The sequence below is a fragment of the Spirochaeta lutea genome, assembly GCF_000758165.1.
Lineage (GTDB): Bacteria > Spirochaetota > Spirochaetia > DSM-27196 > Salinispiraceae > Spirochaeta_D > Spirochaeta_D lutea.
In genome coordinates, this window is the sequence record NZ_JNUP01000065.1 from 39,893 (window position 1) to 63,728 (window position 23,836).

Below are 23,836 nucleotides of genomic sequence, written 5' to 3' on the forward strand. Positions count from 1 at the left end.
TAGGGCTATGAATGCCAGAGTGCTGTTCGTAGATGACGATCTGAACCTGTTGGAGAGTTTCTCCAGGAACCTGGGACGATCTTTTCAAGTCGATACTGCCGAGGGTGCGGATGAGGCGCTCCGGTGTCTGTCCCGGAATGGGGAGTACGCCGTATTGGTGGCGGATCAGCGGATGCCCGGGATGGACGGTGTCCGGTTTCTTCAGGAAGCGTCCCAGATTGCCCCCCAAACGGTCCGGCTAATGCTTACCGGGTATGCGGATACCCATACAGCCATTGAGGCGATAAATACCAGTCACGTGTACCAGTTTCTCGAAAAACCCTGTCCCCTGGAACGGCTTCAAGCGGTTCTCCAGGAGGCCATCCAGGTGTACGAAACGAAACGGAACCTGCATCAAGCATCCCTGTCGGACCCCCTGACAGGCTTGTACAACCGGCGGTTTCTGGAACAGCAGATTCACCGCCTGTTATCCCGGTCGAACCGTACCGGGGAGGGCTTCGGGCTCATTTTTATGGATGTAAATAATTTCAAGCAGATAAACGATACCTTCGGTCATGCCCTGGGCGACCTTGTCCTGGCCCGCATGGCGGCGGCCCTTACGGATGAGTGCCGGGAGAGTGATGTGTTGTGCCGCTACGGCGGGGATGAGTTTGTGGTGCTTTTTGATTACAGCAGCTCCCGGGGTGCGGAGCAGTTTTCCCTGCGGCTCCAGGAGGCGGTGGGGACGCTGATTATTCCTGAGGTTTCCGGCTGGCGGTGTTCGGTTTCCGCAGGATGTGCATCCTATCCGGACGACGGCGCAGACTGGGAGGCCCTGATGGATGTGGCTGACCGCCGGATGTACAGTCAGAAAAAATCTATTCTTGACCAGACTCCGGGGTAAACATGGTTCCCGGAATCCGGACCTTCCATCGGCCCTCGGGGTTCTGAACCAAGTACCACACGTCAATTACCCTTCCCATAGAATCCCCGATGGTTACCTCGCGTATACCGGCTGAGTCCGGGGGATCTATCCCCAATACCCTGGCGTCCGGGGGCGGGATGGGAAGGTCCAGGGGCTGTCGGGTGGTTTCCGAGGCCTCGAGCATGGTTTGCAGCAGTTCCAGGTAGGCGGCGGTATAATCCTCTGCATGGGCAGCAGCGGCAGTAAAATCACCCTGAACAAAAGATTCAAGAAAGGCCGTTGCGGTTTTTTCCGCTCCCATGGGGGCGGAGCAGCCGTGAAGGCTTAAGAAGGCCGACAGCAGGATGAGTACCGCCAAGCTTCTGTGTCGGGATTGAAGGATGGTCATGATTCGGCCTCCTGGTCGTAGTGGAGAAGGGCGTGGTCCGCGGCGATTTTTGCGGTACCCAGGGCCATGTTCTGTTTGTAGGCGCTGCTGAACCGGATACGCTTCCGGTAGAAGTCGTAGAGCCCGGGGACAGTGTAGGGTTTCAGGGATTGGGTAACCATGGTATGGAAGGCGGGGCCCATTTCGCCCAGGGGGCCGGTAATAAAGAGGGCCTCGGGGGCCAGAAGGGTGAGCAGGTTCGCGCAGAGCAGGGCCGTTTTATCAGCCATGCCCTCCAGAATTGATTGAGCGGCAGGGAGTTTCTGGGCTACCAGATGGGTCAGGAGTTCATAGGCGTATTCTTGAGTCCAGGGCAGGTCGCCGGTAGACGGGGTGCTGCCCGCGGGTTTTGCCGTCGAATCGGGCCGGAGCGTCTGTAGTTCGGAGAAAAGGGCTTCCCTGCTGATGTAGGCCTCCACGCTGCCCCTGGGTGAACCGGATTTCTGCTTTCCCTGGGGAACCATGATCAGGTTCCCGGGCTCTCCCGCTAAATTTTGGAATCCTTGGTATGCAGTGCCGTTGACGAATATTCCCAATCCGACACCCTCCTCAATAAAGAGGCTCAAAAAATGGTCCAGGTACCGGGCCTGGCCGCAAAACCGTTCAGCCGTGGAGATCGCATGGGAGTCGTTCACCACCACGGTGGGCAGGCTCAGTCGGTTTCGCAGTTCTCCTGCGATGTCAATATCTAATAAGAAGGGCTGATTGTTGGAAAAGATGAGGCGGTGGGTATCCAAATCTACCCGGCCGCTGACGGTAAACCCCAGAGCTAACAGACGCCGGGGATCCTTCCTTTGAATATCCCGGATGGTGCGGCTGATTTGGTCCAGGAAGTCTGCTCGGGTGTCCAGGGAGATTTCCATGAAGAAGCCTTCTTCCAGGTTCAGTGAAAAGTCGGATTTCCGGAAGATGAGCCGGGACCCGATGAACTCTCCTGAGAGCAGGTAGCCGAGGCTGTGTTTCGGGTAAAAGGTGATTTTCCGCCGTCTGCGTTTACCTTCTTTGGTTTCCTGGGCCAGAATATCCTCCGGGTAGTCCTGGGGCGTCCGTTCTTCCAAGACCCCGTCGTTGAGTAAGGGGCGAAGTATTTGGGTAATACTCGCCGGAGAAAGCTGAAAGTGGTTTGATAGTTCCTGGTTGGATAGGGGACCGAGACGGAGGAGTTCGCTGTAAAGTTGACCGGTTCGTCGGATCATAAAGAAACTATACACTAAAAACTACCGCCCTGCAATGTATTAATTTTTAATTTATAAAAATTACTTGTGTAATTCCCAGAGTGGGTGTACTATGAACCCATGAAACATGGAAACCTAGTCATTGGCCAATCCGGGGGACCTACCTCGGTTATAAACAGCTCCCTCGCCGGGGTAATTGAAGCTGCACTGGAGTCAGGCAGTTTCGACCGGGTCTTGGGAATGAATTTCGGTATAGAAGGCCTCATGGAGGAGCGTTTTTTCGATCTGGGCAAACAGGGTCGGGAGGTTATCCGGGGACTGCGTTCTACTCCGGGATCGGCCCTAAGTTCATCCCGGCATAAACTCCAGGAGGAGGATTTCCCGCGGATACTTGAGGTCCTAAAGAAGTATGATATTAGGGTGTTCATGCTCATCGGCGGCAATGACACCATGGATACTGTTCATCGGGTGGAAGCCCATTGCCGGAAGGCAGGCTATGAACTCCGGGGAATAGGCATTCCCAAGACGGTGGACAACGATTTGTTCGGGACCGACCATACCCCGGGATTCGCCAGCGCCGCCCGGTCCAATATATTGAATGTGCGCCAGGGCGGTGTTCTTGCCCGGGATATGCGCAGGGTGGATCAGTTTGTGGTTTACCAGACCATAGGCCGGGATGCCGGGTGGCTGGCTGCGGCTACGGCACTGGCCCGGCAGCAGGAGGGAGACGGCCCGCATCTCATCTACATGCCCGAGCGTCGGTTCACCACGGAGCGGTTCATTGCCGATGCAGAGGCGGCATATGCGGCCCATGGCTGGGTTTCGGTGGTCTGTGGTGAGGGTATAACCTATCCCGACGGGATGCCGGTGAGTGCCAGCAAGACCCAGGACCGGTTCAGCAATACTGAGTTCGGCGCCATGGGGGGGGCTTCGGTGGCCCTTCAGCTGCACCGGATGCTCCGGGAACACTTCGGTTGGCGGGGTGAGTTCCAGATTACCGAGAGCCTGATTATGAGTGACGCCGCCCGCAGGGAGGAGCAGGATGCCCAGGAGGCCTATGAATGCGGACGTAAGGCGGTGAGCCTTGCCCTGGATGGGGTTTCGGGGGTCATGGTGTCCATCCAGCGAGTGTCTGATAATCCATACAGTATCGAGCTGGGAACGGCGGCATTGGAGGATGTGGCTGTGCGTGCTAAGCCCATGCCCGATACCTTTATTAATGAAACGGGGAACTATCCCAGCCAGGCCTTTATCGACTACTGCACGCCCCTGATCAGTGCACTGCCGGAATTCACCCGCCTCGAAGATAAGATGGTATAGGAGACAGGCTATGAGTACAGAATTTGCCCGAAACATTGTTGTGTTTGCCGCTCACCCCGACGATACTGAGATTTTTGTGGCGGGAACCCTGAAGCTGCTCGCCGACCGCGGCTGGAATATTACCGTGTGTACCATGACCGCCGGGGGAATGGGGGGGATTGGAAGCTCCGAGGAAAAAACCATCCGCCTTCGAAAACGGGAGGCCCAGAAGGCTGCCGCACTCTTGGGGGCAGACTACCGGTGTTTGGATGGGCGTGATGGGTACCTGTTTGATACCGAGGCGCTGAGGATCAAAACCATCGATCTGATCCGGGAGAAGAAGGCCGGAGTGGTAATTACCCATTTACCCATGGATTACCACTCGGACCACCGGACCACAGCATCCATTGTGGATGCCGCTGCGATGTTGGCTACCCTGCCTAATGTCCCCAGCCGGTTCGAGCCCTTGGATGTGACCCCGCTGTTTTACCACAGCGCCACCCTGGGGCTGACTGACCCCTTGGGAAATGCCATAGCTGCACCCCATTTTTATGTGGATATAACCTCCGTGGAGGATACGAAGATGGAGATGTTAGCCTGTCACCAAAGTCAGATTGAACTCATGCGGATCATGCATAAAATGGATGATTTTTTCGGAGAGATGAAAAAGCAGGATATTGCCTGGGGCAGGAAAGCCGGGGTTCAGTATGCTGAGGCCTACTGGCAGCACCTGGGTGGCGGGTACCAAAAGCAGCCTCTCTTACAAACCGAGCTGGCCCAGTACCTTATAACCAAGTAGTAAACTCCGGGGCTGCTCCAGGGAGCTCCCCGGGCTAGATAGGTTTTGTAGTGCGCAAAAGGTTGTAAACTACACCGGATGTAGCGGAGCAATCTATAAGTCCACCCATGGGTGGTGCCGCCGGGGTGCAATGGTACAACCTTTTGCGCACTATGAATAGTTTTGCACACGAGAAACAGAATAAGGAGTTGAAGATGAATAATTCAGAACCGCGTTACACTGCCTACAATCTGAGCCGGGAAATGCTGGAAACCCCGGGGGTTGTACGGAGATTCAAGATTGATGGGGTACGGGAAATCGCCGAGGCCGCCAAGGGTTTTTCGGCATTTTTTCTAACCGGTGAAGGTTCCAGTCGAATCTTTCCGGCAAAACGGGCCATGTATCAGAACTTCTCACGTTCGAATCCCCTTTGGATGAGTACCGAGGGATCCACCCAGGCCATGGAATACAATCTGGATCATAGTGCCGTGTTCGGCGCTTCAAACTCCGGAAAAACCAAGGAATTGCTCCGGCTGTTCTACCAGCTGAAAGACCATGGCCACACCGGGTTTTTTGGGGTTACCGCCAACGATGGAACGCCCTTGGTAGAGGTGTCTAAGAAGGCGGTGGTATTGTCCTGCGGTCCCGAACAGGCCGTTGCGGCAACCAAGAGCGTGATGGAACAGGCTCTGGTGTACCACGGCGTGTTTTCTCTGATCCGGGGCGAGGATACCGGGGCATTTGAGGCGGGCTTGAAGGAGCTTGCCGATGCAATGGAGGAGGTGTTGGGCGCTTCCCTGGGGGCTGACAAGTATCAGGGGCTGGTTGAGGGATCCATGATCTATTTTGCCGGCCGGAATAACGGGGTCGCCGAGGAACTGACGCTAAAAACCAACGAAATAACCCGGAAGAAGTCTTCCTTTCTGGAGGGAACCTACGCCGTCCACGGTATTGAAGAGGTCATGCGGGCCGGGGAGGCGCTGGTGCTAGTTGACCCCTTTGAGGCGGAGGAAGAAAAGTTCGAGGAGTGCCTGGTTACCGGCGCCGGAGTAGTTCCGGTAGCCATTTCCCACCGGGAAACCCGGTTCCCAACCATCCGTATACCGAAGATTGCCGACGAGTTCATGCCCTATCTGCAGATGGCAGCGGGATGGAGTCTGCTTCTTGAAGCCGGTTTGGATCTCGGAATTAATCTGGATAAGCCCGAGCGCGCCCGGAAGGTTGGCAATGAGTTTTCGCTCTAGGGCTGCCCGCAGGGACGGTGAGGACCACGGCGAAATGATCCCGGAAACTGTGGATCAGGAAGGTGTGGGACAGACCCGGGAGGGACAGTGGCCGCCCCTGTTGCGGTTGCGGGTTCCCAGGGTGCCGGCTCTGGCGGACCTGGGGAGGGGCCTCGTCGCTGCAGCCGGCGGCCGGGCAGTCATCGATCCGGGGCTGGATCCCCATGGTTCGGCCCTGGGAGATGCTATCAGCCTGGTGTTGGCGGGCCAGGGGTGCCCGGCGCCCATCGCCCAGCGGAATTGGCTCCCTCCCGGGCATACGGGTGTCTCAGGGGTGGGGCAACCGGGGGCAGCCACGCAAGTCCATTCCGGATACCCCGGCGGCTCGCGGATAATCGACCCGGTACAGTGCCAGGCCCTGATGGCCCACGATGGGACGAACCTGTACCTCCAGTACCAGGTCTTGGAACCCGAGATTCGCTGCATTCACGACAAGGATCAGGCGCCGGTCTACCAGGATTCCTGTGTGGAGCTATTCATCAGTCCCGGGGGGAATTACCGGAATTTCGAATTCAACGCTATCGGTAGCTGTCTACACTACATCGGCCCGGACCGGCACAACCGCCGCCCTCTGCCCCCGGAGGTGGTGGGACGGATCCTCCGGATTCCGAGCCGGGGAGCCAGGGCTCAGCACCAGCATCCCGGTGACGGGCCCCACCGCTGGTCCCTCCTGGTTATGATACCTGGAGATGTATTGGGTCTCGATCCCGGCACCGGGACGGTTCCGCGAAGCTCGGAACCAGCCTCGGCTGATTCGGTCCCCCCGACCGGGGAACCAGCTCCGAACCTGTCAGGAACAACCTGGCGCGGAAACCTGTATAAATGCGGCGACAGCCTGGAACAACCCCATTATCTGTCCTGGTCCGCCATCGATACCCCGAAACCGGACTTTCATGTCCCTGAATTTTTCGGAATTATTGATTTTCAATAATCACAGTGCTACTATATAAGAAGGCAAGGCACGCTAACTTGAAGGTTAACGGATTTTTCTAGACCCGCGGACGGACCGTTCGCGGGTTTCTTTTTTTACTCTGGGGTGCATCCTGTCCCTGCCCTGAGCGGACGGTCCTTCCATGGATATTTTCCGGGTGACAATCTCAGAATTAACCCGATTTCGGGTCAGAACAAGTATTCAATACCGGGGTATGCTATACTCCCGGAGCATCAACGGAAATAGAAGGAGAAAACCATGAAACCCGCACTACTTGTCTTGGCCGCCGGAATGGGGAGCCGGTACGGAGGCATAAAGCAGATTGAACCGGTGGGCCCCTCGGGTGAGATCATCCTCGAATACTCAGTATACGACGCCATTCGCGCGGGATTCGACAAGGCGGTTTTTGTTATTCGCCGGGATATTGAACGGGACTTTACCGACCACGTGCTTACGCGATTCGACTCCAAGATACAAACCGAGGTTGTCTTCCAGGATTTGCATGATTTGCCCCGGGAATACACCGTTCCCGAGGGGCGGCAAAAGCCCTGGGGAACCGGTCATGCCGTTTTAAGCGGATCACCCGCCCTCTCTCAGCCCTTTGCGGTAATCAATGCAGACGATTTTTACGGATCCCAGGCCTTCGATGCTGCCGGTCAGTTTTTGTCCCGGGTGGATTCCCATGCCCTGGAGCTCTGTATGGTGGGGTATCGTCTCGATAAAACCGTGAGCGACCACGGAACGGTCTCCAGGGGACTGTGCCAGGTGGACGCCCGGGGATACCTCCAGGACGTGGAGGAGCACACAAAAATTGAAAAGACCCCCGAAGGTATTGTCAGCCATCTGGCCGATGGAACTGCCCAGGAGCTTACCGGTGATGAAACTGTGAGCATGAATCTCTTTGGCTTTACCCCGCCCCTGTTAGATCGGGCCAGGAGCCAATTCAAGGATTTCCTGGACCAGCATGGGAATGATCTGAAGGCCGAGTTTTATATTCCCAAGGTGGTGAATACCCTAATCCATTCCGGTGAGGCACAGCTTTCGGTTCTGCAGACCGACGCCCAGTGGTTTGGCATCACCTACCAAGAAGACCGGCCCCGGGTTATTCAGAGCATCCGTACCCTGGTTGACCAGGGGCGGTACCCAAGTCCGCTTTGGTCCTAGCCGGCTTGCCAAGGTGACGACTTTTCCATACCTTTAGACCATGATCGCAACAACAAATAAACAGGTCACTATTACATATAGCTTTTCCACCGCCGACGGCCGATCCCTGGGCTCCAGCGAGCAGTCCGGCCCCTTCCAGTTTGTTCTCGGCAGGGGCGACATTATTCCCGGTCTCGACCGTCGCCTGGAGGGCGCCAAGGTGGGCGATTCCTTCCATTTCGAGATTCCGGCATCCGAAGCCTACGGAGAATGGCAGGAGGACAAAGAGTTCCGGCTTGATCCCTCGGCCCTCGCCTCTCTGGGAGAAGCAAAGCCGGGAATGCGGGTCACTACCACCATGCAGGGGCAGCCGGTCGAACTCGTCATCACCGCCATTACAGACCAGGAGGTCGTCCTGGACGGGAATCATCCCCTAGCCGGGCATGACATCGTCTTCGATGTTCGGATAGAAGGTGTGGAGGATGCTCCCCTGGAGGATGATCATGGCTGCGGCTGCGGCGGAACCTGCGGCTGCAGCTGATTTTTCCGTCTTTTCTCTAGGCGGTTCACCAGGCCACCGGCCACGGGTGCCAGGATATTCGTGGTTTTACTGTACCAAAATCATTACGTAGTGCGCAAAAGGTTGTAAACGACACCAGATGTAGTGGAGCAACCTGTAAGTCCATCCATGGGTAGTGTCGCCGGGGTGCGATGTTTCAACCTTTTGCCCACTATAAAAGCATTGACTTCCCTGGCTGATGGTAGTAGGTTATCAAAAACAGAACGGTTGTTCTGAAAAGGAGCAGTATGCCGCGTCAACGGGAATTTGATCCCCAGGAGGTATTGTCCCGGGTAATGGTGCTGTTTTGGCAGCGGGGATACCTGGATACATCGATAGACGACATCGTTCGGATTACCGGGGTAAGCCGCTACGGGTTGTATTCCACCTTCGGAGATAAATATGAGTTATTTGTCAAGGCGATGGATTACTATTCCCGCACCACCATCCAGGGGTTGTTAGGTCCCATGGAGGGTCCGGATGGGGGGCGTGAGGAGATTCTACACTACTTCGATAGGCTGCTTGCCGCCCTGGATCGACCCGAAGACCGGCTGGGGTGCCTAATCGGCAACGCTTCGGTTGAGCTGGTGGATGCCGGTGCGGAGGTTTCCCGACGGATTGCCGCACATTTTTCCCGGATGCGCAGGGCATTTGTCCATGCCTTAACTAATGCCATGGCTAAGGAAGAAATCTCCCGATTCTCCGAGGATGGGGGGGCGGCCCTCGGGAAGACCAGCCAGGCGGACTCGGACGATACCAGGGATGTTGAATCCCTGGCCGATTACTTGGTGGGGGTTGCCACGGGGTACCTGGTCTGTATCCGCGGGGGTATTCCTGATGACCAGGTTCGGCGGTTCATCCGGACTGCCCTTGCCTGGTTGTACTAGTGGGGGGGCGCCGATGGGTGAACCATTGTCCCCGACGGTGCTGCCCCTGGGGCCGGTTGCCGGCAGCTTCGCGGGATTCGGTGCAGGGTATGGGCCGTTACGCACTATCCTGGGTGTCGCCGCCATGGAGGGGTACGTGATTTTGCACCCCGTGGGTTTTTTTGCATCAAAACAGAACGAACGTTCTGAAAAAGGAGTTAGTATGGGATTGAGGAAGATCACCCTTGATACACATCAATACGGGCCCTGGGCAATCGTTACCGGGGCATCATCAGGAATCGGTCTGGAGTTTGCCAAGCAGCTTGCGGCCAACGGGATCCACCTAGTGTTGGTAGCCCGGAGAGAGCAGCTGCTTCGGGGAATCAGCCGGGATCTGTCCGCCCGGTGGGGTATAGAGACACGGGTGGTCCCCCTGGATTTGACCCAGCCTGATATGCTGAAGGTACTCGGAGAGGCCGTGGCGGATCTCGACATCGGTCTGGTTGTTTCGAACGCCGGGGGCGGCGGGCCGAGGGAGTTTTTGGAGGAGTCCCTGGAGTCGCTTCGGAGGGTAGTGGAGCTGAACGCCGTGGCGCCTCTTCAATTGGCCCGGTATTTCGGTGAGAGGCTGGTCGCCCGGGGCCGGGGAGGGCTGGTGTTTGTTTCCGCCATGGGCGCCCAGGTCGGGTTGCCGTTTATGGCGAATGAATCGGGGACCAAAGCCTATAACTCGAGCCTTGGGAAGGCCTTGAACTGGGAGTTCCGGGGCAAGGGGGTCCATGTGACGGTGCTCGAACCTGGGCCGACCCAAACCCCCATTGTGGAGGAGTTCGGGTTCACAGCGGAAAATCTGCCCATGAAACCCATGGCGGTGGAAGCCTGCGTAGCCGAGGCCCTTACGGCCCTGAAAAACAATAAACCGTCCATACTCTCCGGGCGGATCAACCGCGCCTTCAATAGACTGCTTCCCCAGGGTCTTCTTCGACGGATTAACGCCGGGATGCTGGGATCGGCTGCCAGGATACGGGCCGGCCGGGTTGCTGATACAGGTTCGGTGTCGGGTTGAGGTTGGTTAGGGGGATTCTCATGTCCGGCTAAAGGATACAAAAAAAAGCTACCGGGGATTTCTTCCCGGTAGCTCAGGGTAGATCCTATTCGTCGGATCCAAGGGGCCGAATCGGCCTTACTTGCGCTTGGTTGCTTCAATAAGGGTTTCTTCGCCCTCGGTATTCAGATCGATGGCGCAGGGCTTCACATCCCAAATGTCCTTGGCATACTCCGCAATGGTTCGGTCGGAACTGAACTTACCGCTGGTGGCGACATTGATGATGGCCTTCCGCACCCAGGTATCCTGATCGGCATACTGGGCAACCACCTTATCCTGGGCGGCTGTGTAGCTGGCGAGATCGGCTAGGTGGAAATAGTTGTCTCCTCCCTCAAAGAGGGTGTGGCGGATGGGTTCGAAGATATTCGGTTCGCCGAAATTAAAGTGTCCGCTGAACAACAGATCCAGGGCATCCTTAATCTCCTGGTTTTCCAGGTAGTATTTGTAGGGATCGTAGGTCGGCCGAAGTTCTTCCACCTCATCAGCGGTTAAACCGAAGATAAAGCAGTTTTCATCCCCGGCTTCTTCACGAATCTCAATATTCGCGCCATCCAGGGTTCCCAGGGTCAGGGCTCCGTTGGCCATGAACTTCATATTCCCCGTGCCGGAGGCTTCGGTTCCGGCGGTGGAAATCTGCTCGGACACATCTGCAGCAGGGATGATTTTTTCCGCCAGGCTTACCCGGTAGTTGGGGAGAAAGTAGACTTGGAGGTACTTGTTCACATCCGGGTCGTTGTTCACCACATTGCTGATGTTGTTAATGAGTTTGATGATCAGCTTGGCCATGGCATACCCGGGAGCAGCCTTTCCCCCGAAGATGAAGGTTCTGGGAAGAAGTCCCTTGGTTTTGCCCGCCTTAATCCTGTTGTAGAGGATGATGATGTGCAGGGCATTGAGCAGCTGGCGCTTGTATTCATGGATCCGTTTAATCTGTACATCGAAGATTCGGTCGGTTTCAATGACCCAGCCGGTTTCCCGCAGAACCTGATCAGCCAGGGCCTGTTTGGCCTGGGCCTTAACCGCGGCAAACTGCTTTCTGAAGGCAGTATCTTCGGCGTAAGGCAGGAGCTTTTTCAGCTCGGCCATGTTGGTAACCCAACCGTTTCCGATGGTGTCGGTGATTAGTTTTGCCAGGGGAGGATTCGCCTTGAGTAGGAAGCGCCGCTGGGTGATGCCGTTTGTCTTGTTATTGAAGCGGTTCGGCCACATCTGGGCGAAGTTGGGAACCAGCCGGCTTTTGAGAAGCTCGGTATGGAGGGCTGCAACCCCGTTGGTGCTATGGCTGCCGACGATGGCGAGGTACGCCATGCGAATCTGCTTTGGATTCCCCTCCTCAATAATGCTCATATCGGCGAGCTTCTGGGTGTTTCCGGGGAATTTGATAGCTACCTGGCTCAGGAAGCGGTGATTGATCTCGTAGATGATCTGAAGATGCCGGGGAAGAAGCTTCTCAAACATGGGAACCGCCCATTTTTCCAGCGCTTCGGGCATGAGGGTATGGTTGGTGTAACCCAGGGTTTTTACGGTTATGTCCCAGGCGGTCTCCCAGGTAAGGCCCTCATGGTCCATGAGGATTCTCATGAGCTCAGCCACCGCAACGCTCGGGTGGGTATCGTTGAGCTGAATAGCCGCCATGGATGGCAGGTCCTTCCATTTTTTTCCCGATTTTTTAAACCGCCGGATGATGTCGGCCAGGGAACAGGCAACGAAGAAGTACTGCTGCTTCAGCCGCAGCTCTTTTCCGAGGTAGAGCTTATCATTTGGGTACAGGACCTTGGTGAGGTTTTCTGCATGAACCTTATCGGCAACGGCCTCAACGTAGTCGCCCTCGTTGAATTCATGGAAGCTAAACTCTTCATTCGCCCTGGCGCTCCAGAGCCGGAGTGTATTAACGGTTTTGCCTCCAAAGCCAACGATGGGTGTGTCGAAGGCAACCCCGATTACCTGGTCGGTATCTACCCACTGGTACACCGTCTGACCCTTGGCGTTTTGCACGGCCTGGACCCGGCCGCCGAAGTTAACCGGTACGCTGACCTCGGGACGTTCGATTTCCCAGGGGTTTCCGTTCCGGAGCCAGTCGTCGGGATGCTCGACCTGATGGCCGTTCTCTACCCCCTGGCGGAATATGCCGTAATCGTAGCGTAGACCGTACCCGAAGGCGGGAAGGTCGAGGGTCGCCAGGGAATCGAGGAAGCAGGCTGCAAGCCGCCCAAGACCCCCATTGCCAAGCCCTGCGTCCACTTCCTGCTCGCGCATTTCCTCGAAGCTGTAACCGAGCTCTTCCATGGCGTCCCGGACTGCCTCTTCAAATCCGGCATTGATGACGTTGTTTCCCATGGCTCGGCCCATCAGAAACTCCAGGGACAGGTAATAGACCCGTTTGACCCCTTTCTCGTGATGGGTACGTTGGGTTTGCAGCCATTGGTTGATTAGGCGGTCGCGCACCGCGTTGGCCAAGGCCATGAACCGATCTTGCTCGGTGGCTGAGTAGCTGTCTACGCCCATGTTGTATTTAAGGTGTTCTGCGAAATCCCACTTGATGGCGTCCTTTGAGTTTCCGCTTCTAATGTTCTTAGGCGGATCGGAAGGCCCCCCAGCCTTCTTTTTTGCTGTAGCCATGATGACTCCTTTGGTGGATTGTGAATGGGAACGTGCTCACCGGGGTGAACACACCATATTTTGATACTATAAAACCGGTTTAGGTCTGTCAAGGAAGGCTGCTTCTTTCATTTCTGTTTCATTGGGTGGGAATTTACATCCATTCCTAGTGCGCAAACGGTTGTAAACTACACCAGATATAGCGGAGCAACCGGGAATTCAACCCCTGGGTAGTGCCGCCGGGGTGAAACGTTACAACCTTTTACGCACTATAAAATCCATTGAAACTTCCTGAAAGGTCAAAACAGAACTGGTAAAATACGGCTCTTTTAGTTACCATAGAGATAATTATGGAGACGAATGTCAATTCACCCATTCAAGGCCCGCTTACCGTCACCCTTCACGACGATGGGGTTGATTATTTCATGCAGAAGGGCCAGCGCTTATTTAAGCAGAATCTCTTCGATGGTACCCAGGCGTATGGGCTAACCTTTCCGAAGAGTGAGGCGAAAGGGCTCCAGCGTATGGCGGTTCTGGGTTACATCAACCGCATCGAACACCCCGTGAGTAACATTGCGTACGAACGTGCGAATCTCATAGACCTTACCAAACTCCTGGGCTACGGAATGCTCTACCGGCAGTTTGATTCCCGGGTGTGGGACATATTACTGAATTCCGATCTAACCAATGCATGGAACCGTCAGTATCCGAAGCTAGCCATCAGTTTTGGGGTTGATACCAGGAAACTGGGGCTGACGCCGGTTCTGCAGGCCAATGAATCCGCAATTACCGCCTTCAAGCAGACAATTCTCAGGGCAATGCAGGGACTGATCATGCAGAACGGGAAGCTCCTGGAAGAGGAAAAGCGGAAGCAGATGTTCCTGGCTATCCGGTTCATCAACATGGTGGATCCCTTCGTATGGCTCTTGCTTACGGTGTTTAACCAGCATCCCTCGGCCAGAAACCTATTAGGGGAGATTCAGCAATTATTGGTGTCCTACCTGACCAAAACCGAGGCTCCGGAATACCTCGCATTGATGCTCATTGAGCTGGTGTTGATTGTCGGGAACATCCAGGCCTCGGGCATCGAGGGTGAGGAAGTGATGGGACACGAGTCGGTCTTTTTGAGCTATGAGATTTCCAGCCGAAAGCGGGAGCAGGGGGAGCGCACCAGGCTTAGGATTACCCTCGCCCAGCAGCAGTCCGATTTTGAAATGCTTCGGGATGAGGTGGAATCGAAAAAACACATCAATCTGCGGGAAAAGAGCCTGGATGCCTTTTTTGAACGAAGCTCGACCAACGATGCCGTTTCAAACCGGGAAATCGGGATGTACTACCTCTCCTATCTGAAGGATGCCTGCCGCCGGATGAATATCAGTTTTGAATCCTTTGTGAATGTTATTCCCGGGTCTAATCAGACCATGATGAATCTTGTGATGACCTTCTAATACCGAGAGTCGGGGGCAGGGCTGCCTCCGGACAGTGGGGATCTCCTCAGCGCTGATGGCACACTAAACGATAGACACTAAACAAGGTTTGGCACAATAGACTCACCGTGGAAAAAAAAGACCGTCTGTCATTGACAGACGGTCACCTCCTTTTGGTGTATGGTCCCCACCGGTGGTACGGTCAGGAATCATAACCATTATACCTCAAGACGTTTTTTGGCGAATTTTTTACCTACTGCTACGGCATTGCACTTCTCATTGTAAACCATGCCTTCATCCCAGTATTCCAGGGCGGCGAACAGGGCGTTTCCGCCGTCATGCTCGTCTGAGCGGGCGGTGCGGTAGCTTACGTAGTTATCCAACTCGTCAAAGTTGCGGGCCTGGAGACAGGCGACGCGCTGGCGGTTGAACTCGTTCCATTTTTCCAGGTCCTTAAAGCCGTCGCCTTCATCCTCTACGATGAGACGGGCTTCGGTTTCGGAGAAAGAGAACCAGACATGAACGGATTTACTTGGATCGTTCCGGTTTCCGTGTTTTACGGCGTTTTTTAGGAGCTCGGAAATCTGCTGCTCCAACAGGTTTATCTCCTGGATCTCGGGGGGCGCTTTCTGTACCACCACCAGAGCAAAGTACCGGATCTGACGCTGGTCAGACGGGAACTTTTTGTAAAACATGTTAGTTTTGTCGAAGAGTTTGTTGTTTTCGTCTACCTTTAATTCTTTGATCATCCGTGATCCCCCTAGTCCATTGACTGTAGTTGTTCGATAGCCTCATCCTCGGTACGAAGGATGGGAAAGTAATCGTCCAGCTTGGTGAGCTCGATTACCTTTTTTACCGATCCGTGAATGTTGGTAAAGAAGATTTTTATTTCCCGTTTTTTGGTTTCTTTAAATATATTCAGCAAAGCACCAATACCGGAACTATCGATATAGGTCACCTCCTGAAAATTCAGAACAATTTTCTTGTGCGCCGATTCAAAAATCTTATTGAAATACAGCTTCAGCTTGTTTGCATGAAATAGGTCGATCTCCTCCTGGAGCTCAACCAACAGTACGCCGTTTTTGGTCTTCAGTTTTACTTCCACTGCTACCACTCCTTCTGCCTAGGCCTTCATGATGATTAACGTTTGGTCATCGTGCTGCTTTGCATTGCCCACAAACCGATCAATATCATCCTTGATGGCGTCAAGTATTTCCTTGGCCTCGCGGTCGACATTGTCACGGAACACTGCCTGCAACCGTTCCTCTTCGTATTGTTCACCCGCAGGGTTCATAGCCTCAATAATACCGTCAGTATATACCATGACTACATCCCCGGGGGCTAATTTTAACACCTTTCGTTCGTATTTGGCATCCCTTTCTAACCCGATGGGAAGTCCGGGAGCATCTATACGCTCGATTTTTTTGCTTTCCCGCCGCAATACCACCAGTGGGTGGTGGCCTGCATTGGAATATTCCATAACCCCGGTTTCAGGGTCGTAGGTCATATAACTTAGGGTGGCGAAACGCTCGATATCGATGCTTCCTGCGATACCGCGGTTAATCCAGGTGAGTACCTTGGATGCATCCTTAGTTCCCGCTGCAACCAGATGTACGATGGTCCGGATCATCACCATTATCAGGGATGCAGGGACACCCTTTCCGGCTACATCGCAGATTACCAGTCCAAGCTTACCGGCCCGGGTAAGGGGGATAATATCGTAATAGTCACCCGATACTCCCTTGGCCGGAATACTGAAGGCAGCAATAGCCTTGCGGATACGCCGGGGGATCCGGGAGGGCAGGAGTTTTTTCTGAATATCTCCGGCGATGTTTACTTCCCGTTCGATTTCCTGTTTTTCCAGTAACTGGCTGTAGTTGTACAGGGAGTCCAAGGTTAGGGATGCGTATTCAGAGAAGATTTTGGTCCGCTCATAGTCCGCCTGGGAGAAGAGGTTCTCCCGCCGCCGGTGAATAATTGACAGGATACCGAAGATTTCCTTGTTTACATGGAGGGGCAGGGCGATGAGAGAGGAAATGTAGAGGGTATCGTCCTTAGTATTGGTTTCCATCAGAGGATCGTCTTTGGTGTTCCTGATGTAGATACCCTGGTCCTTATCGGCAGCCACCCCGATGACGGTATCACCGAATTTAATGGGGGTGCTCTCAAAGTATTTTTCTACACCGGAAAGTTTTGTCTTTACGATGGCAGGAACCGGGAAGGGCGGGGGGTAGTAACCCTGGACGACTCCCAGGGTTAGGGTGTTCTCCCCGGGATCCCGGAGAAACACCGCACCTGCCTCGGCCTCGGTGTGCTGGATTACCGCCCGGACTACGTACTCAATAACCGCTTTAACCTCGATCCGTTCGGTCATGGCCGTACCGATGGTACGCATGAAGTCGAAGAGGGAGTTGATATAGGAACTGTTAAACTCATCCTGTTCGACAAACTGGTTGTGGTAGTAGGCCTGGTATCGGTACATGATGTAGAAGTAGGGAAGGTAGGTAATAGGAATGAATAGGTATCCGGCCACCAGACCTTGGTGACTCGGATCAAAGATGAATAAAAACCGGGAGAAGATCATCAGGGCGAAAATCATGATACGGTTCTCTATGATGAACTCCGCATGGCGGGTATTGTACACCGAGATGTTGTTCATCATCAGTCCCAATGCCCCGGGAAGCAGCATCATTAAAATCACCTCAGTAATAGCGACGATTCCCGCAGCGTTAAACACAATCCCGATGATCTCAATCCCGATGATGATGGGAAGGGCTAAATTCCGGAACAGGGCTGCTGGTTTCGTATTTTCCGCATAGGTTCCCACCCAGTAGGCGAAGATGACCATGATCACCAGGTCTGAGAGGATGAATACAAAATGGTGGGGAAGAAAGAAACTGAGAAGTTCGCGGCCCAGAAGAATAAGAGGTATGATGCGTATCCATTTCCAGGAGGGAACCGAATACTGTTCGGTAATGAGCTGGGTGTATACAAGAAGCCCGAGGGCTATGATGAGCCGTAGCCAAACGGGTGATGAGAAAAATCCTGCGAGGGTGAAAGTCATGTTCATATATCCTAGAGTTTCTTTACCTTTTCCGATTATACACGGCTATGGCGCCCCTGACAAACAAAAAATGGGCTGCCTAAATCGGGTTATTGGTCTTCGCATCCGCCATTGATATCAACGATACCAAACTGCAGTAAGGCGGTGCGGATTTTTTGCTCCAGAATATCGTAGGAAAAGAATTTCCTGGCCAGGGTGAAGTTCTTCTCTACCATTTGTTTCCGTTCCTCAGCGTTTTCCAGGTAGTGGAGAACCTCACTGACCTCCTTGTCGGTAATGTAGGTATCCATCATGACCGCATGGAAGCCCAGGGGCTCGATATCCTGCTGATATATTGAGTATCGGTTTACCATGATGGGTTTCTTAAAGAAAACCGCCTCCAGAAAGGCGTTACCGAAGCCTTCGTAGGTTGAGGGGTAGGTGACAAAGTCTGCGTGGGGATAAATATCCCAGAGGCTGTAGATTTTTTGTCCGTCCGGGGTGGTGCCCCGGGTAGCGCCGATGATTTCGGGCTTAATGATGAGGTCCACACCCATGAGTTCGGCGTAGTCCACGATTCGATGGTAATACTCCTGCCCCTCGTCCCTGCTTTGGTGGCTGATGAGAAGTTTGACATTTTTTATTCCCCGGCGTTTCATGCGGTTCGCCAGTTCCAGGGCGTGTTCAATTCCCTTTCTGGCGATGACCCGGGTGGGTTGAAGCAGCAGGATGTCATCGGGGTTTACCCCTATAGCCTGACGGAAATCCGCTGAATACTCGTCAATGCCAGGAGGTTGACGGGAAAAGTCGAACACATTGGGAATGACAATGGAGCTGAGCCCCCGGCGGTAACTCAGGGCTTTACGGTTCTCGGTGTTAATGACGACGTGAACCATGGTGTGCATCTTCGGGGGGAAGGCCATGGAGATATACTCCGGGACGGAGTTTACTAAAAACCGTGTGCGTTCCCAGTAGAAGTCATGGTGATGGCCGATGCTCGGAATTCCCGTTTCGGCGATTACCTCGGTAATGGCGAGGCCCAGGGGGATGTTCATGGGGATTGCCAGGGCATTTTCCACGATGAGCACGTCAATAGAGAAGGTATTGATGAACTCGTAGAGTTTTGCCTTCAGGAGCTTACGGAGGTTGTGAATCTCGCCGGTGATCTCCTCATTCCGGGAGGTTTGGCCGTAGACCTCGTTTTGGATAGCGGCGATTCGGGGGTGTTCCCAGAAGGCCTCGGGAACCACCATGGTTCTCTGAGGGTCCCAGTCTGAAAGGCCGGCAAAAAAGAAGCTGGTGAATCCGAGTTTATCCATAACGTGGATCCATTTCTCTGTCTCCAAACTGACGCCGTCTGTTCCTTGGAAGCGGGTAGAGATGAATCCGAAGTTTTTAACCGGGCGGTCGAGGCCTTTTGTATACATAGATACTCCTATATTTCGAGGGTTGTGAGTTGTTCCAGGGCGGTTATCCGGCCCCTGGGTGTAAAGTCTTTGCAGCGGGGGTCCTGTTCCCGAAGGCGTAGGCTCCGGGTGTCTCCGGCGAAGAGGACGGTTTGGAATCCGAGTTGAGCGGCTGCCCAGCAGTCCTTAAGCATGTCGTTGCCCACATAGAGGACGTTTTCCGGACCGATGGTACGCAGGCCGTGGCTGGGAAACTCCAGGGTATTCAGGTGGTGCTTGAGGATGCTGTAGAGGTGCAGGCTGGGTTTGCCGTACCCGTGCTGGTAACTGAAGACGAGCAGGTCGGGGTGGAATCCCGCCTCTACCAGCCCTTTGCCGAGAAAGGCCGACAGCATGGCCGGGGTGTAGGATTGGGCATTGCTGACAATGCCCATGGGAATCCCCCTGGATTTGAAAAAGGAAAGGGTCCGGCCCAGTCCGGGCATGGGGCTGACGGGATTGATGACCGACTCGTACTCTGCGGCAAAGAGGTCGAGGTCGTCGGGTACCGGCTGACCCAGGGTTCTAAAAACTTCTCGCCAGATTTCCAGGATGTCTACCTCGGGGTAGTCCTTTCCGTGGGCTTGTTGCCGGCGGTGGTCCCGGATGATGGTCTGCTTCCAGGTACGGATGAGTTCCTGGGGGGGGACGGCCAAGCCGCGGCGATGGAGAAGCTCCGGTAAGGCTGGGGGGTACTCGGTGAGGTTCTCATCAACCGAGATGTCGCCGCTGCCGCTGATGACCAGGGTGCCGTAGATGTCGAATACCACGGCTTGGATGGTGCTGGGATCGATGGCGCTGAGATCCGCTGAGAGTCCCGTGGGAATGGGGGCTATGCGGGGATCGGCCTCAAGGAATTGCTGTTCCAGGGTGCGGTGTCTGCACATACAGTAAAGGGTACTATAGTCCCAACGCCTTGGCAAAAAAAAGATTACATTGCGCTTAGGTATAGGCCTTCGGGGTTGAGGAAGCTGAGCAGCAGGCTGGTTTTGCTTATGCTGTGCTCCAGGTGGTCCTGGAGAACCTGGGAGTAGACCCGGGAAAGCCGGTTCGCGTAGGCCTCGGCGCTGTAGACGGTGGTCACCACCCGGGTATTCTCGGCGACCGCTCCCTGGTGGAGGGGCGGTGCGGACCCGGCCAGGGGCCAGGCGGCCAGCTGGGGATTCAGGGCGAGCAGATGGTCCTTGTCGGCCCGGTTATCCGGGCTGAGTCGGGAAATGATGGCAGCCTGTTCCTCTCTGGGCAGAATAGCAAAATCCAGGGTGCCGTCCTGGACCAGCCTGGACCAGCGGTCCGGGAGGTCCTTGAGAAGCAGCTCCAGGGCCTGGAGGGTGTTCTGTTGATTGTCCGGATTTTTGGCGACAACCTGATAGAAGGCGTGGATGCGCTTTTGGTTTTCCCCGAGCCAATCCTGGCGGACCTTTTCGGTATTGAACCATGAGAGGGGTATCCGGATGGAGGTATACAGATGGGACAGGTTCATTCCCTGGTGCTCGAAGTCCGGGCAGACCATCTCCAGGTACCGTCCGCCGACGGGTTTTTGAATCGTCCAGGGTTCTAGGAAGGCGAATCCGAATCCCTCTTGCACACTGGTTGACAGAAAGGAGTCTGCCTGGGCGACAAGGTCCTCAAAGGCCCACTGTTCTCCTGCTCCCAGCTGGACCGGGGCGTCCAGAGACCTAACCAGATCCTGCCAGAACCGGTAGGTTTGGTTGTCTGCGGGGTTGTTCGGGGGAAGGGTTACTGCCAGGGCGGTATCCTCTAGAATCCGGCTCAGCAGAATGACCTCACCGATGTTTTTCCGGCGAATCGCCCTGACGGGATACAGAATGAGCCGGGATTTTCCCAGGCTTTGGGCCAGTGATCCGGAAGATGAGGATCCCGCCGGAGCAGGGTTGTTTGCCGGTTCTCGGGGTGCCGGCAGGGGCAGGGGGCTAACCTGGTTCGGCAGGCGGTGGAGTCCCGGGGAGGAGAGACCGGCCTGCATGAGGGCTCGGAAGTCCCGGCTGTTGATGACGGCAAAGTGGCAGTCCTGGGGATAGTCCTCGGGGCTGTAGACCTGGGGACGCCCGTCCTCGGCAAAATCGTGGAGCTGGAGCAAAAACCGGTATCCCATGGATTGCAGACGCTGTAAGGCCGGCAGTAAGGCGGTATTTTTCTCCAGGGTAACGTTGTGGGCATGGATGATTACCGGGCTATCAGAGGTTTTCCAAGCCTGGATGGCCCGGTGGATGTCGGTGCTCAGGTTATGGTAACGGCGTTCCTCATCCAGGAGAGAATCCTGGAGGTACACATCGTAGTTGAGGCGTTCCAGGGTTTGAAAGCCTGGAATTCCCTTGGGATTGTGACCCACCAAGCCCAACCAGGGGTATCCCAGGGCGTCTAGGGCCCGGGCCTGTTGCTCCATGACCTTGGTAACACCGCCGGGACGCAGATGGTAGTGCAGCAGGATGATGGAGGGAGTACCGCGGCGCTGTTCCTGCATTCCCTATTCCTCTTCCAGGGTCTGGTGTTTAGCCGGATCCCGGTCTCGGCTCTTCCCGGAAATGGATTTGAAGCTCTTTTCGTGGCCCGGTACACCCTGGGGATAGAATTTTTGGATGTACTCATCAATCCCGAGGATGGGAGGGCGCTCCATGGGCTGCATGATGGTGCTCCGTTTCCGGTATTCCTCATCAACGAGCTGGTGCTGGAGCATGCGCTCGTAGAGATCCATGTTGATTTTAATCAGCCCGAGTTTTTCAATCCGCTGGAGGAAGGTCTGCATGATCCCGAAGGCCATCCGGCCCAGGGCCAGGGTGTTCTGGTTCCGGTGGACCCGTTTATCCAGGTCAACCTGGGCGATGACATCCATACCCCAGCGTTCATAGATATCCAGGAGCATACTGGTTTCGATACCGTAGCCGATGGGGAAGCTGACCTGCTCAAAGATCTCCCGGTAGCCGGCGTATTCCCCGGAGAGGGGCTGGATGATTTGGCTCAGGTTGGGGGTAAAGAGGCTAAATAACGGACGGATGACCAGTTCGGTTACCCGGCCGCCCCCGGTGGGTTTGACCTGGCTGGAGCTGAGGCTTATGGGGCGGTCATAGAAGGCCTTGGAGTATTTAACGTCATCCCTGAGCAGCAGGGGACCCAGGAGACCGTAAACGAAGCGGTGGTGAATATTCTTAATATCGGCGTCGATGTAGACGATGATATCGCCCTTTAGCACGTACAGGGCCTTCCAGAGGTTTTCGCCCTTGCCCTTATAGGCCTCCAGGTTCGGCAGAATCTCGTCCGCTAAAAATACCTCGGCGCCGTAGCTCCGGGCGATCTCCCGGGTTTTATCCGTGGACCCCGAGTCGATAACAACAATCTCGTCCAGCAAGGGGTAGCGGTGCATGAGTTCGCTGCGCATGATGATGATTTCTTTGGCAATGGTCTTTTCTTCGTTCAGAGTGGGAAAGCAGAGGCTTATGCTCAAGCCTTTTTTGCGCTTTGCGTCCACCAGTTTGCCGATGTCATGGAAATCGCTGTGGTGGTAGGTGTTCCTGCGCAGCCAGCTCTTGGGATCTACGGCCTCTGCCGCCGGCTCTTCTTCCAGGGTTCCGTGGGTGCGTTCCATTTCCGGCAGTTCATCCCGTTGTTGTTTATTGCTCATCTGTTACCCCCTTATCAATGGACTGAAGCACCGCCAACAGCTGGGTAACCCCTTGAACCAGGGGCTCGATCTCCGCCGAGGCGTTTTCGGTATGGTAATTCTCGCCATGGGTCAGTCCGATGGTAATAGCAGGAATTTTATGGTTTAGGAAGATGGATAACTCCGATTCGCTGGATTCTATGATGGGTTTTATCTTCAGGGTTTCAAGGATTTCTATGGTATTTTTAACCAGGGGATGGGTGTATTCCAGGCGGGCCGCATCGACCCCTGAAATCTTCTTGATACGCAGGTCCACCAGATACTCATGGGCGATGGAATCAACAATATCCTCGATCTTCCGGGAGATTGCCTGAACCATCTCGTTGCTGGCGCTCTCGATTTCCAGTCCCAGCTCCCCGGTCAGGGCGAGGTCTCCGTGTTTGATCCCACCTTCGATCTTCCCGATGATAATCTGGGTTTGGGGACGCTGGGGCAGGTGGATCTCCAGAATCCGGTTTATGACATCGTTAATAATGAGGATGGCATTGGATCCGTACTTGTTCTCCCATCCTGATTTCATGGGAATTTCGCAGGAAATCTCGTAGCGGCTCATGCTCCGGCTGAAATAGTTGAGCCGTCCCAGTTCGGCTCCCTCCAAAATAATCCCCGCGGCGATGGGCCGCTTCCAGTTGTCCAGGAAGCGTCGGATACTGGAAAGATTTTTCGCGCCGATGGATTCATTCAGGCCCACAATGACGATGTCGCAGTCGAAACGCAGGTCCAGGGCCCGGATCAGCTCCGGAAGGGAAAGAAGAATCCCCAGGCTGATGGAGTTATCGATGATCCCCGGTCCGGAAATCACCTTGTCATCAATGGCCAGGTGGGCCTCCTGCTCGAAGTGGTACACCGTATCCATGTGGGCTGCTACCACAATACAGCGGTCGGTTTCCGCGCTGCCCTTGATTATTCCCACGGGGTTGCCCGAGGCATCCGAGGCAACCTCATCGACTCCGAGTTCGGCCATCCGGTCCAGGAGGGTGCGGGCCCGGAGGTTAACCGCAGACTTTTCAACGTCGTCCTCCTTCATCGCTATGGAAATGGGCGGCACCTGTCCGATAAGGATGGTGTTCGTGAGAATATGTTCCCGTTGCTGGGACACACCCCGCTGGATGTCAGGAATCCTATTCAGTAGGGGCTTGAGCTTTCTGGCTCGTTCCATTTCAACTCTCCTTTG

Annotated in this window: 21 protein-coding genes; 10 read left to right on the top strand and 11 right to left on the bottom strand. The window is 54.9% G+C overall.

Translation table 11 applies throughout. From position 1 onward, the window contains the following. Positions 1-7: 7 nt before the first annotated feature. Positions 8-883, top strand: coding sequence for a diguanylate cyclase (locus DC28_RS15595; RefSeq protein ID WP_052078706.1), 876 nt, complete (start codon positions 8-10; stop codon positions 881-883). On the opposite strand, the gene DC28_RS09350 is transcribed toward DC28_RS15595, so the two are convergent. Together DC28_RS09350 and DC28_RS09355 are read right to left on the bottom strand one after the other, a co-directional pair. Then, a complete protein-coding gene (locus tag DC28_RS09350) occupies positions 858-1,292 on the bottom strand; it encodes a hypothetical protein (protein ID WP_037548001.1) in 435 nt (144 codons plus the stop codon). The genes DC28_RS15595 and DC28_RS09350 overlap by 26 nt on opposite strands. Beyond that, positions 1,289-2,527, bottom strand: coding sequence for an ROK family transcriptional regulator (locus DC28_RS09355; protein WP_037548002.1), 1,239 nt, complete (start codon positions 2,525-2,527; stop codon positions 1,289-1,291). Before DC28_RS09355 ends, DC28_RS09350 begins: the two co-directional genes overlap by 4 nt. Positions 2,528-2,626: 99 nt before the next feature. On the opposite strand from DC28_RS09355, the gene DC28_RS09360 reads away from it, so the two are divergent. From DC28_RS09360 to DC28_RS09395, 8 genes are all read left to right on the top strand, one after another. Continuing rightward, positions 2,627-3,826 (top strand): diphosphate--fructose-6-phosphate 1-phosphotransferase, encoded by a 1,200-nt coding sequence (locus tag DC28_RS09360; protein WP_037548003.1) that lies wholly within the window; start codon positions 2,627-2,629, stop codon positions 3,824-3,826. Positions 3,827-3,836: 10 nt separating this feature from the next. Continuing rightward, positions 3,837-4,604, top strand: a complete 768-nt coding sequence (locus tag DC28_RS09365; protein WP_052078707.1) for a PIG-L deacetylase family protein — start codon at positions 3,837-3,839, stop codon at positions 4,602-4,604. A gap of 194 nt (positions 4,605-4,798) precedes the next feature. Beyond that, on the top strand, positions 4,799-5,827 hold the full coding sequence (locus DC28_RS09370) for an SIS domain-containing protein (RefSeq protein WP_037548004.1): 1,029 nt from the start codon (positions 4,799-4,801) through the stop codon (positions 5,825-5,827). Then, positions 5,811-6,797 carry a carbohydrate-binding family 9-like protein gene (locus DC28_RS15600; RefSeq protein ID WP_052078708.1) on the top strand — a complete coding sequence of 329 codons (987 nt, stop codon included), beginning with the start codon at positions 5,811-5,813 and terminating at the stop codon, positions 6,795-6,797. Before DC28_RS09370 ends, DC28_RS15600 begins: the two co-directional genes overlap by 17 nt. Positions 6,798-7,055: 258 nt before the next feature. Next, positions 7,056-7,961, top strand: coding sequence for a nucleotidyltransferase family protein (locus DC28_RS09380; RefSeq protein WP_037548005.1), 906 nt, complete (start codon positions 7,056-7,058; stop codon positions 7,959-7,961). A gap of 40 nt (positions 7,962-8,001) precedes the next feature. Further along, a complete protein-coding gene (locus tag DC28_RS09385; protein ID WP_037548006.1) occupies positions 8,002-8,481 on the top strand; it encodes an FKBP-type peptidyl-prolyl cis-trans isomerase in 480 nt (159 codons plus the stop codon). A gap of 266 nt (positions 8,482-8,747) precedes the next feature. Next, positions 8,748-9,386, top strand: coding sequence for a TetR/AcrR family transcriptional regulator (locus DC28_RS09390; RefSeq protein WP_052078709.1), 639 nt, complete (start codon positions 8,748-8,750; stop codon positions 9,384-9,386). Positions 9,387-9,399: 13 nt separating this feature from the next. Beyond that, positions 9,400-10,431 (top strand): SDR family NAD(P)-dependent oxidoreductase, encoded by a 1,032-nt coding sequence (locus tag DC28_RS09395; RefSeq protein WP_052078710.1) that lies wholly within the window; start codon positions 9,400-9,402, stop codon positions 10,429-10,431. 117 nt (positions 10,432-10,548) lie between these two features. Here DC28_RS09395 and DC28_RS09400 read toward each other — a convergent pair whose 3' ends face one another. Continuing rightward, positions 10,549-13,089 carry a glycogen/starch/alpha-glucan phosphorylase gene (locus DC28_RS09400; RefSeq protein WP_052078711.1) on the bottom strand — a complete coding sequence of 847 codons (2,541 nt, stop codon included), beginning with the start codon at positions 13,087-13,089 and terminating at the stop codon, positions 10,549-10,551. A 329-nt stretch (positions 13,090-13,418) separates the two neighbouring features. Between DC28_RS09400 and DC28_RS09405 the strand changes: the two genes are divergently transcribed. Next, entirely contained in the window at positions 13,419-14,516 is a 1,098-nt protein-coding gene (locus DC28_RS09405; RefSeq protein WP_156104646.1) for a hypothetical protein, read from the top strand. A gap of 197 nt (positions 14,517-14,713) precedes the next feature. On the opposite strand, the gene DC28_RS09410 is transcribed toward DC28_RS09405, so the two are convergent. The 8 genes from DC28_RS09410 to DC28_RS09445 form a co-directional block, all read right to left on the bottom strand. Then, entirely contained in the window at positions 14,714-15,244 is a 531-nt protein-coding gene (locus tag DC28_RS09410; RefSeq protein ID WP_037548008.1) for an ATP-binding protein, read from the bottom strand. Between the two features lie 11 nt (positions 15,245-15,255). Beyond that, positions 15,256-15,600: an STAS domain-containing protein gene (locus DC28_RS09415; RefSeq protein ID WP_037548009.1), complete on the bottom strand. Its 345-nt coding sequence runs from the start codon at positions 15,598-15,600 to the stop codon at positions 15,256-15,258. 18 nt (positions 15,601-15,618) lie between these two features. Next, a complete protein-coding gene (locus DC28_RS09420) occupies positions 15,619-17,559 on the bottom strand; it encodes a PP2C family protein-serine/threonine phosphatase (protein WP_052078712.1) in 1,941 nt (646 codons plus the stop codon). 89 nt (positions 17,560-17,648) lie between these two features. After that, positions 17,649-18,965, bottom strand: coding sequence for a glycosyltransferase family 4 protein (locus DC28_RS09425; RefSeq protein ID WP_037548010.1), 1,317 nt, complete (start codon positions 18,963-18,965; stop codon positions 17,649-17,651). A gap of 8 nt (positions 18,966-18,973) precedes the next feature. Next, positions 18,974-19,870 (bottom strand): HAD family hydrolase, encoded by an 897-nt coding sequence (locus tag DC28_RS09430; RefSeq protein WP_052078713.1) that lies wholly within the window; start codon positions 19,868-19,870, stop codon positions 18,974-18,976. Positions 19,871-19,914: 44 nt separating this feature from the next. Further along, positions 19,915-21,468, bottom strand: coding sequence for a glycosyltransferase family protein (locus DC28_RS09435; RefSeq protein WP_037548011.1), 1,554 nt, complete (start codon positions 21,466-21,468; stop codon positions 19,915-19,917). Positions 21,469-21,471: 3 nt separating this feature from the next. Then, positions 21,472-22,623: a glucosyl-3-phosphoglycerate synthase gene (locus DC28_RS09440; RefSeq protein ID WP_238565801.1), complete on the bottom strand. Its 1,152-nt coding sequence runs from the start codon at positions 22,621-22,623 to the stop codon at positions 21,472-21,474. Then, complete coding sequence (locus tag DC28_RS09445; protein ID WP_037548012.1) at positions 22,613-23,821, bottom strand: M20/M25/M40 family metallo-hydrolase; 1,209 nt, start codon at positions 23,819-23,821, stop codon at positions 22,613-22,615. Before DC28_RS09445 ends, DC28_RS09440 begins: the two co-directional genes overlap by 11 nt. Positions 23,822-23,836 lie beyond the last annotated feature (15 nt).

What these genes read in the sequence shown, in the direction of transcription:
- DC28_RS09435 (WP_037548011.1), bottom strand. Translation starts at nt 21,468, where the DNA reads ATGCAGGAACAGCGCCGCGGTACTCCCTCCATCATCCTGCTGCACTAC.
- DC28_RS09350 (WP_037548001.1), bottom strand. Translation starts at nt 1,292, where the DNA reads ATGACCATCCTTCAATCCCGACACAGAAGCTTGGCGGTACTCATCCTG.
- DC28_RS09430 (WP_052078713.1), bottom strand. Translation starts at nt 19,870, where the DNA reads ATGTGCAGACACCGCACCCTGGAACAGCAATTCCTTGAGGCCGATCCC.
- DC28_RS09440 (WP_238565801.1), bottom strand. Translation starts at nt 22,623, where the DNA reads ATGAGCAATAAACAACAACGGGATGAACTGCCGGAAATGGAACGCACC.
- DC28_RS15600 (WP_052078708.1), top strand. Translation starts at nt 5,811, where the DNA reads ATGAGTTTTCGCTCTAGGGCTGCCCGCAGGGACGGTGAGGACCACGGC.
- DC28_RS09395 (WP_052078710.1), top strand. Translation starts at nt 9,400, where the DNA reads ATGGGTGAACCATTGTCCCCGACGGTGCTGCCCCTGGGGCCGGTTGCC.
- DC28_RS09360 (WP_037548003.1), top strand. Translation starts at nt 2,627, where the DNA reads ATGAAACATGGAAACCTAGTCATTGGCCAATCCGGGGGACCTACCTCG.
- DC28_RS09365 (WP_052078707.1), top strand. Translation starts at nt 3,837, where the DNA reads ATGAGTACAGAATTTGCCCGAAACATTGTTGTGTTTGCCGCTCACCCC.
- DC28_RS09410 (WP_037548008.1), bottom strand. Translation starts at nt 15,244, where the DNA reads ATGATCAAAGAATTAAAGGTAGACGAAAACAACAAACTCTTCGACAAA.
- DC28_RS09390 (WP_052078709.1), top strand. Translation starts at nt 8,748, where the DNA reads ATGCCGCGTCAACGGGAATTTGATCCCCAGGAGGTATTGTCCCGGGTA.
- DC28_RS09400 (WP_052078711.1), bottom strand. Translation starts at nt 13,089, where the DNA reads ATGGCTACAGCAAAAAAGAAGGCTGGGGGGCCTTCCGATCCGCCTAAG.
- DC28_RS09445 (WP_037548012.1), bottom strand. Translation starts at nt 23,821, where the DNA reads ATGGAACGAGCCAGAAAGCTCAAGCCCCTACTGAATAGGATTCCTGAC.
- DC28_RS09355 (WP_037548002.1), bottom strand. Translation starts at nt 2,527, where the DNA reads ATGATCCGACGAACCGGTCAACTTTACAGCGAACTCCTCCGTCTCGGT.
- DC28_RS09380 (WP_037548005.1), top strand. Translation starts at nt 7,056, where the DNA reads ATGAAACCCGCACTACTTGTCTTGGCCGCCGGAATGGGGAGCCGGTAC.
- DC28_RS15595 (WP_052078706.1), top strand. Translation starts at nt 8, where the DNA reads ATGAATGCCAGAGTGCTGTTCGTAGATGACGATCTGAACCTGTTGGAG.
- DC28_RS09405 (WP_156104646.1), top strand. Translation starts at nt 13,419, where the DNA reads ATGGAGACGAATGTCAATTCACCCATTCAAGGCCCGCTTACCGTCACC.
- DC28_RS09420 (WP_052078712.1), bottom strand. Translation starts at nt 17,559, where the DNA reads ATGACTTTCACCCTCGCAGGATTTTTCTCATCACCCGTTTGGCTACGG.
- DC28_RS09425 (WP_037548010.1), bottom strand. Translation starts at nt 18,965, where the DNA reads ATGTATACAAAAGGCCTCGACCGCCCGGTTAAAAACTTCGGATTCATC.
- DC28_RS09385 (WP_037548006.1), top strand. Translation starts at nt 8,002, where the DNA reads ATGATCGCAACAACAAATAAACAGGTCACTATTACATATAGCTTTTCC.
- DC28_RS09370 (WP_037548004.1), top strand. Translation starts at nt 4,799, where the DNA reads ATGAATAATTCAGAACCGCGTTACACTGCCTACAATCTGAGCCGGGAA.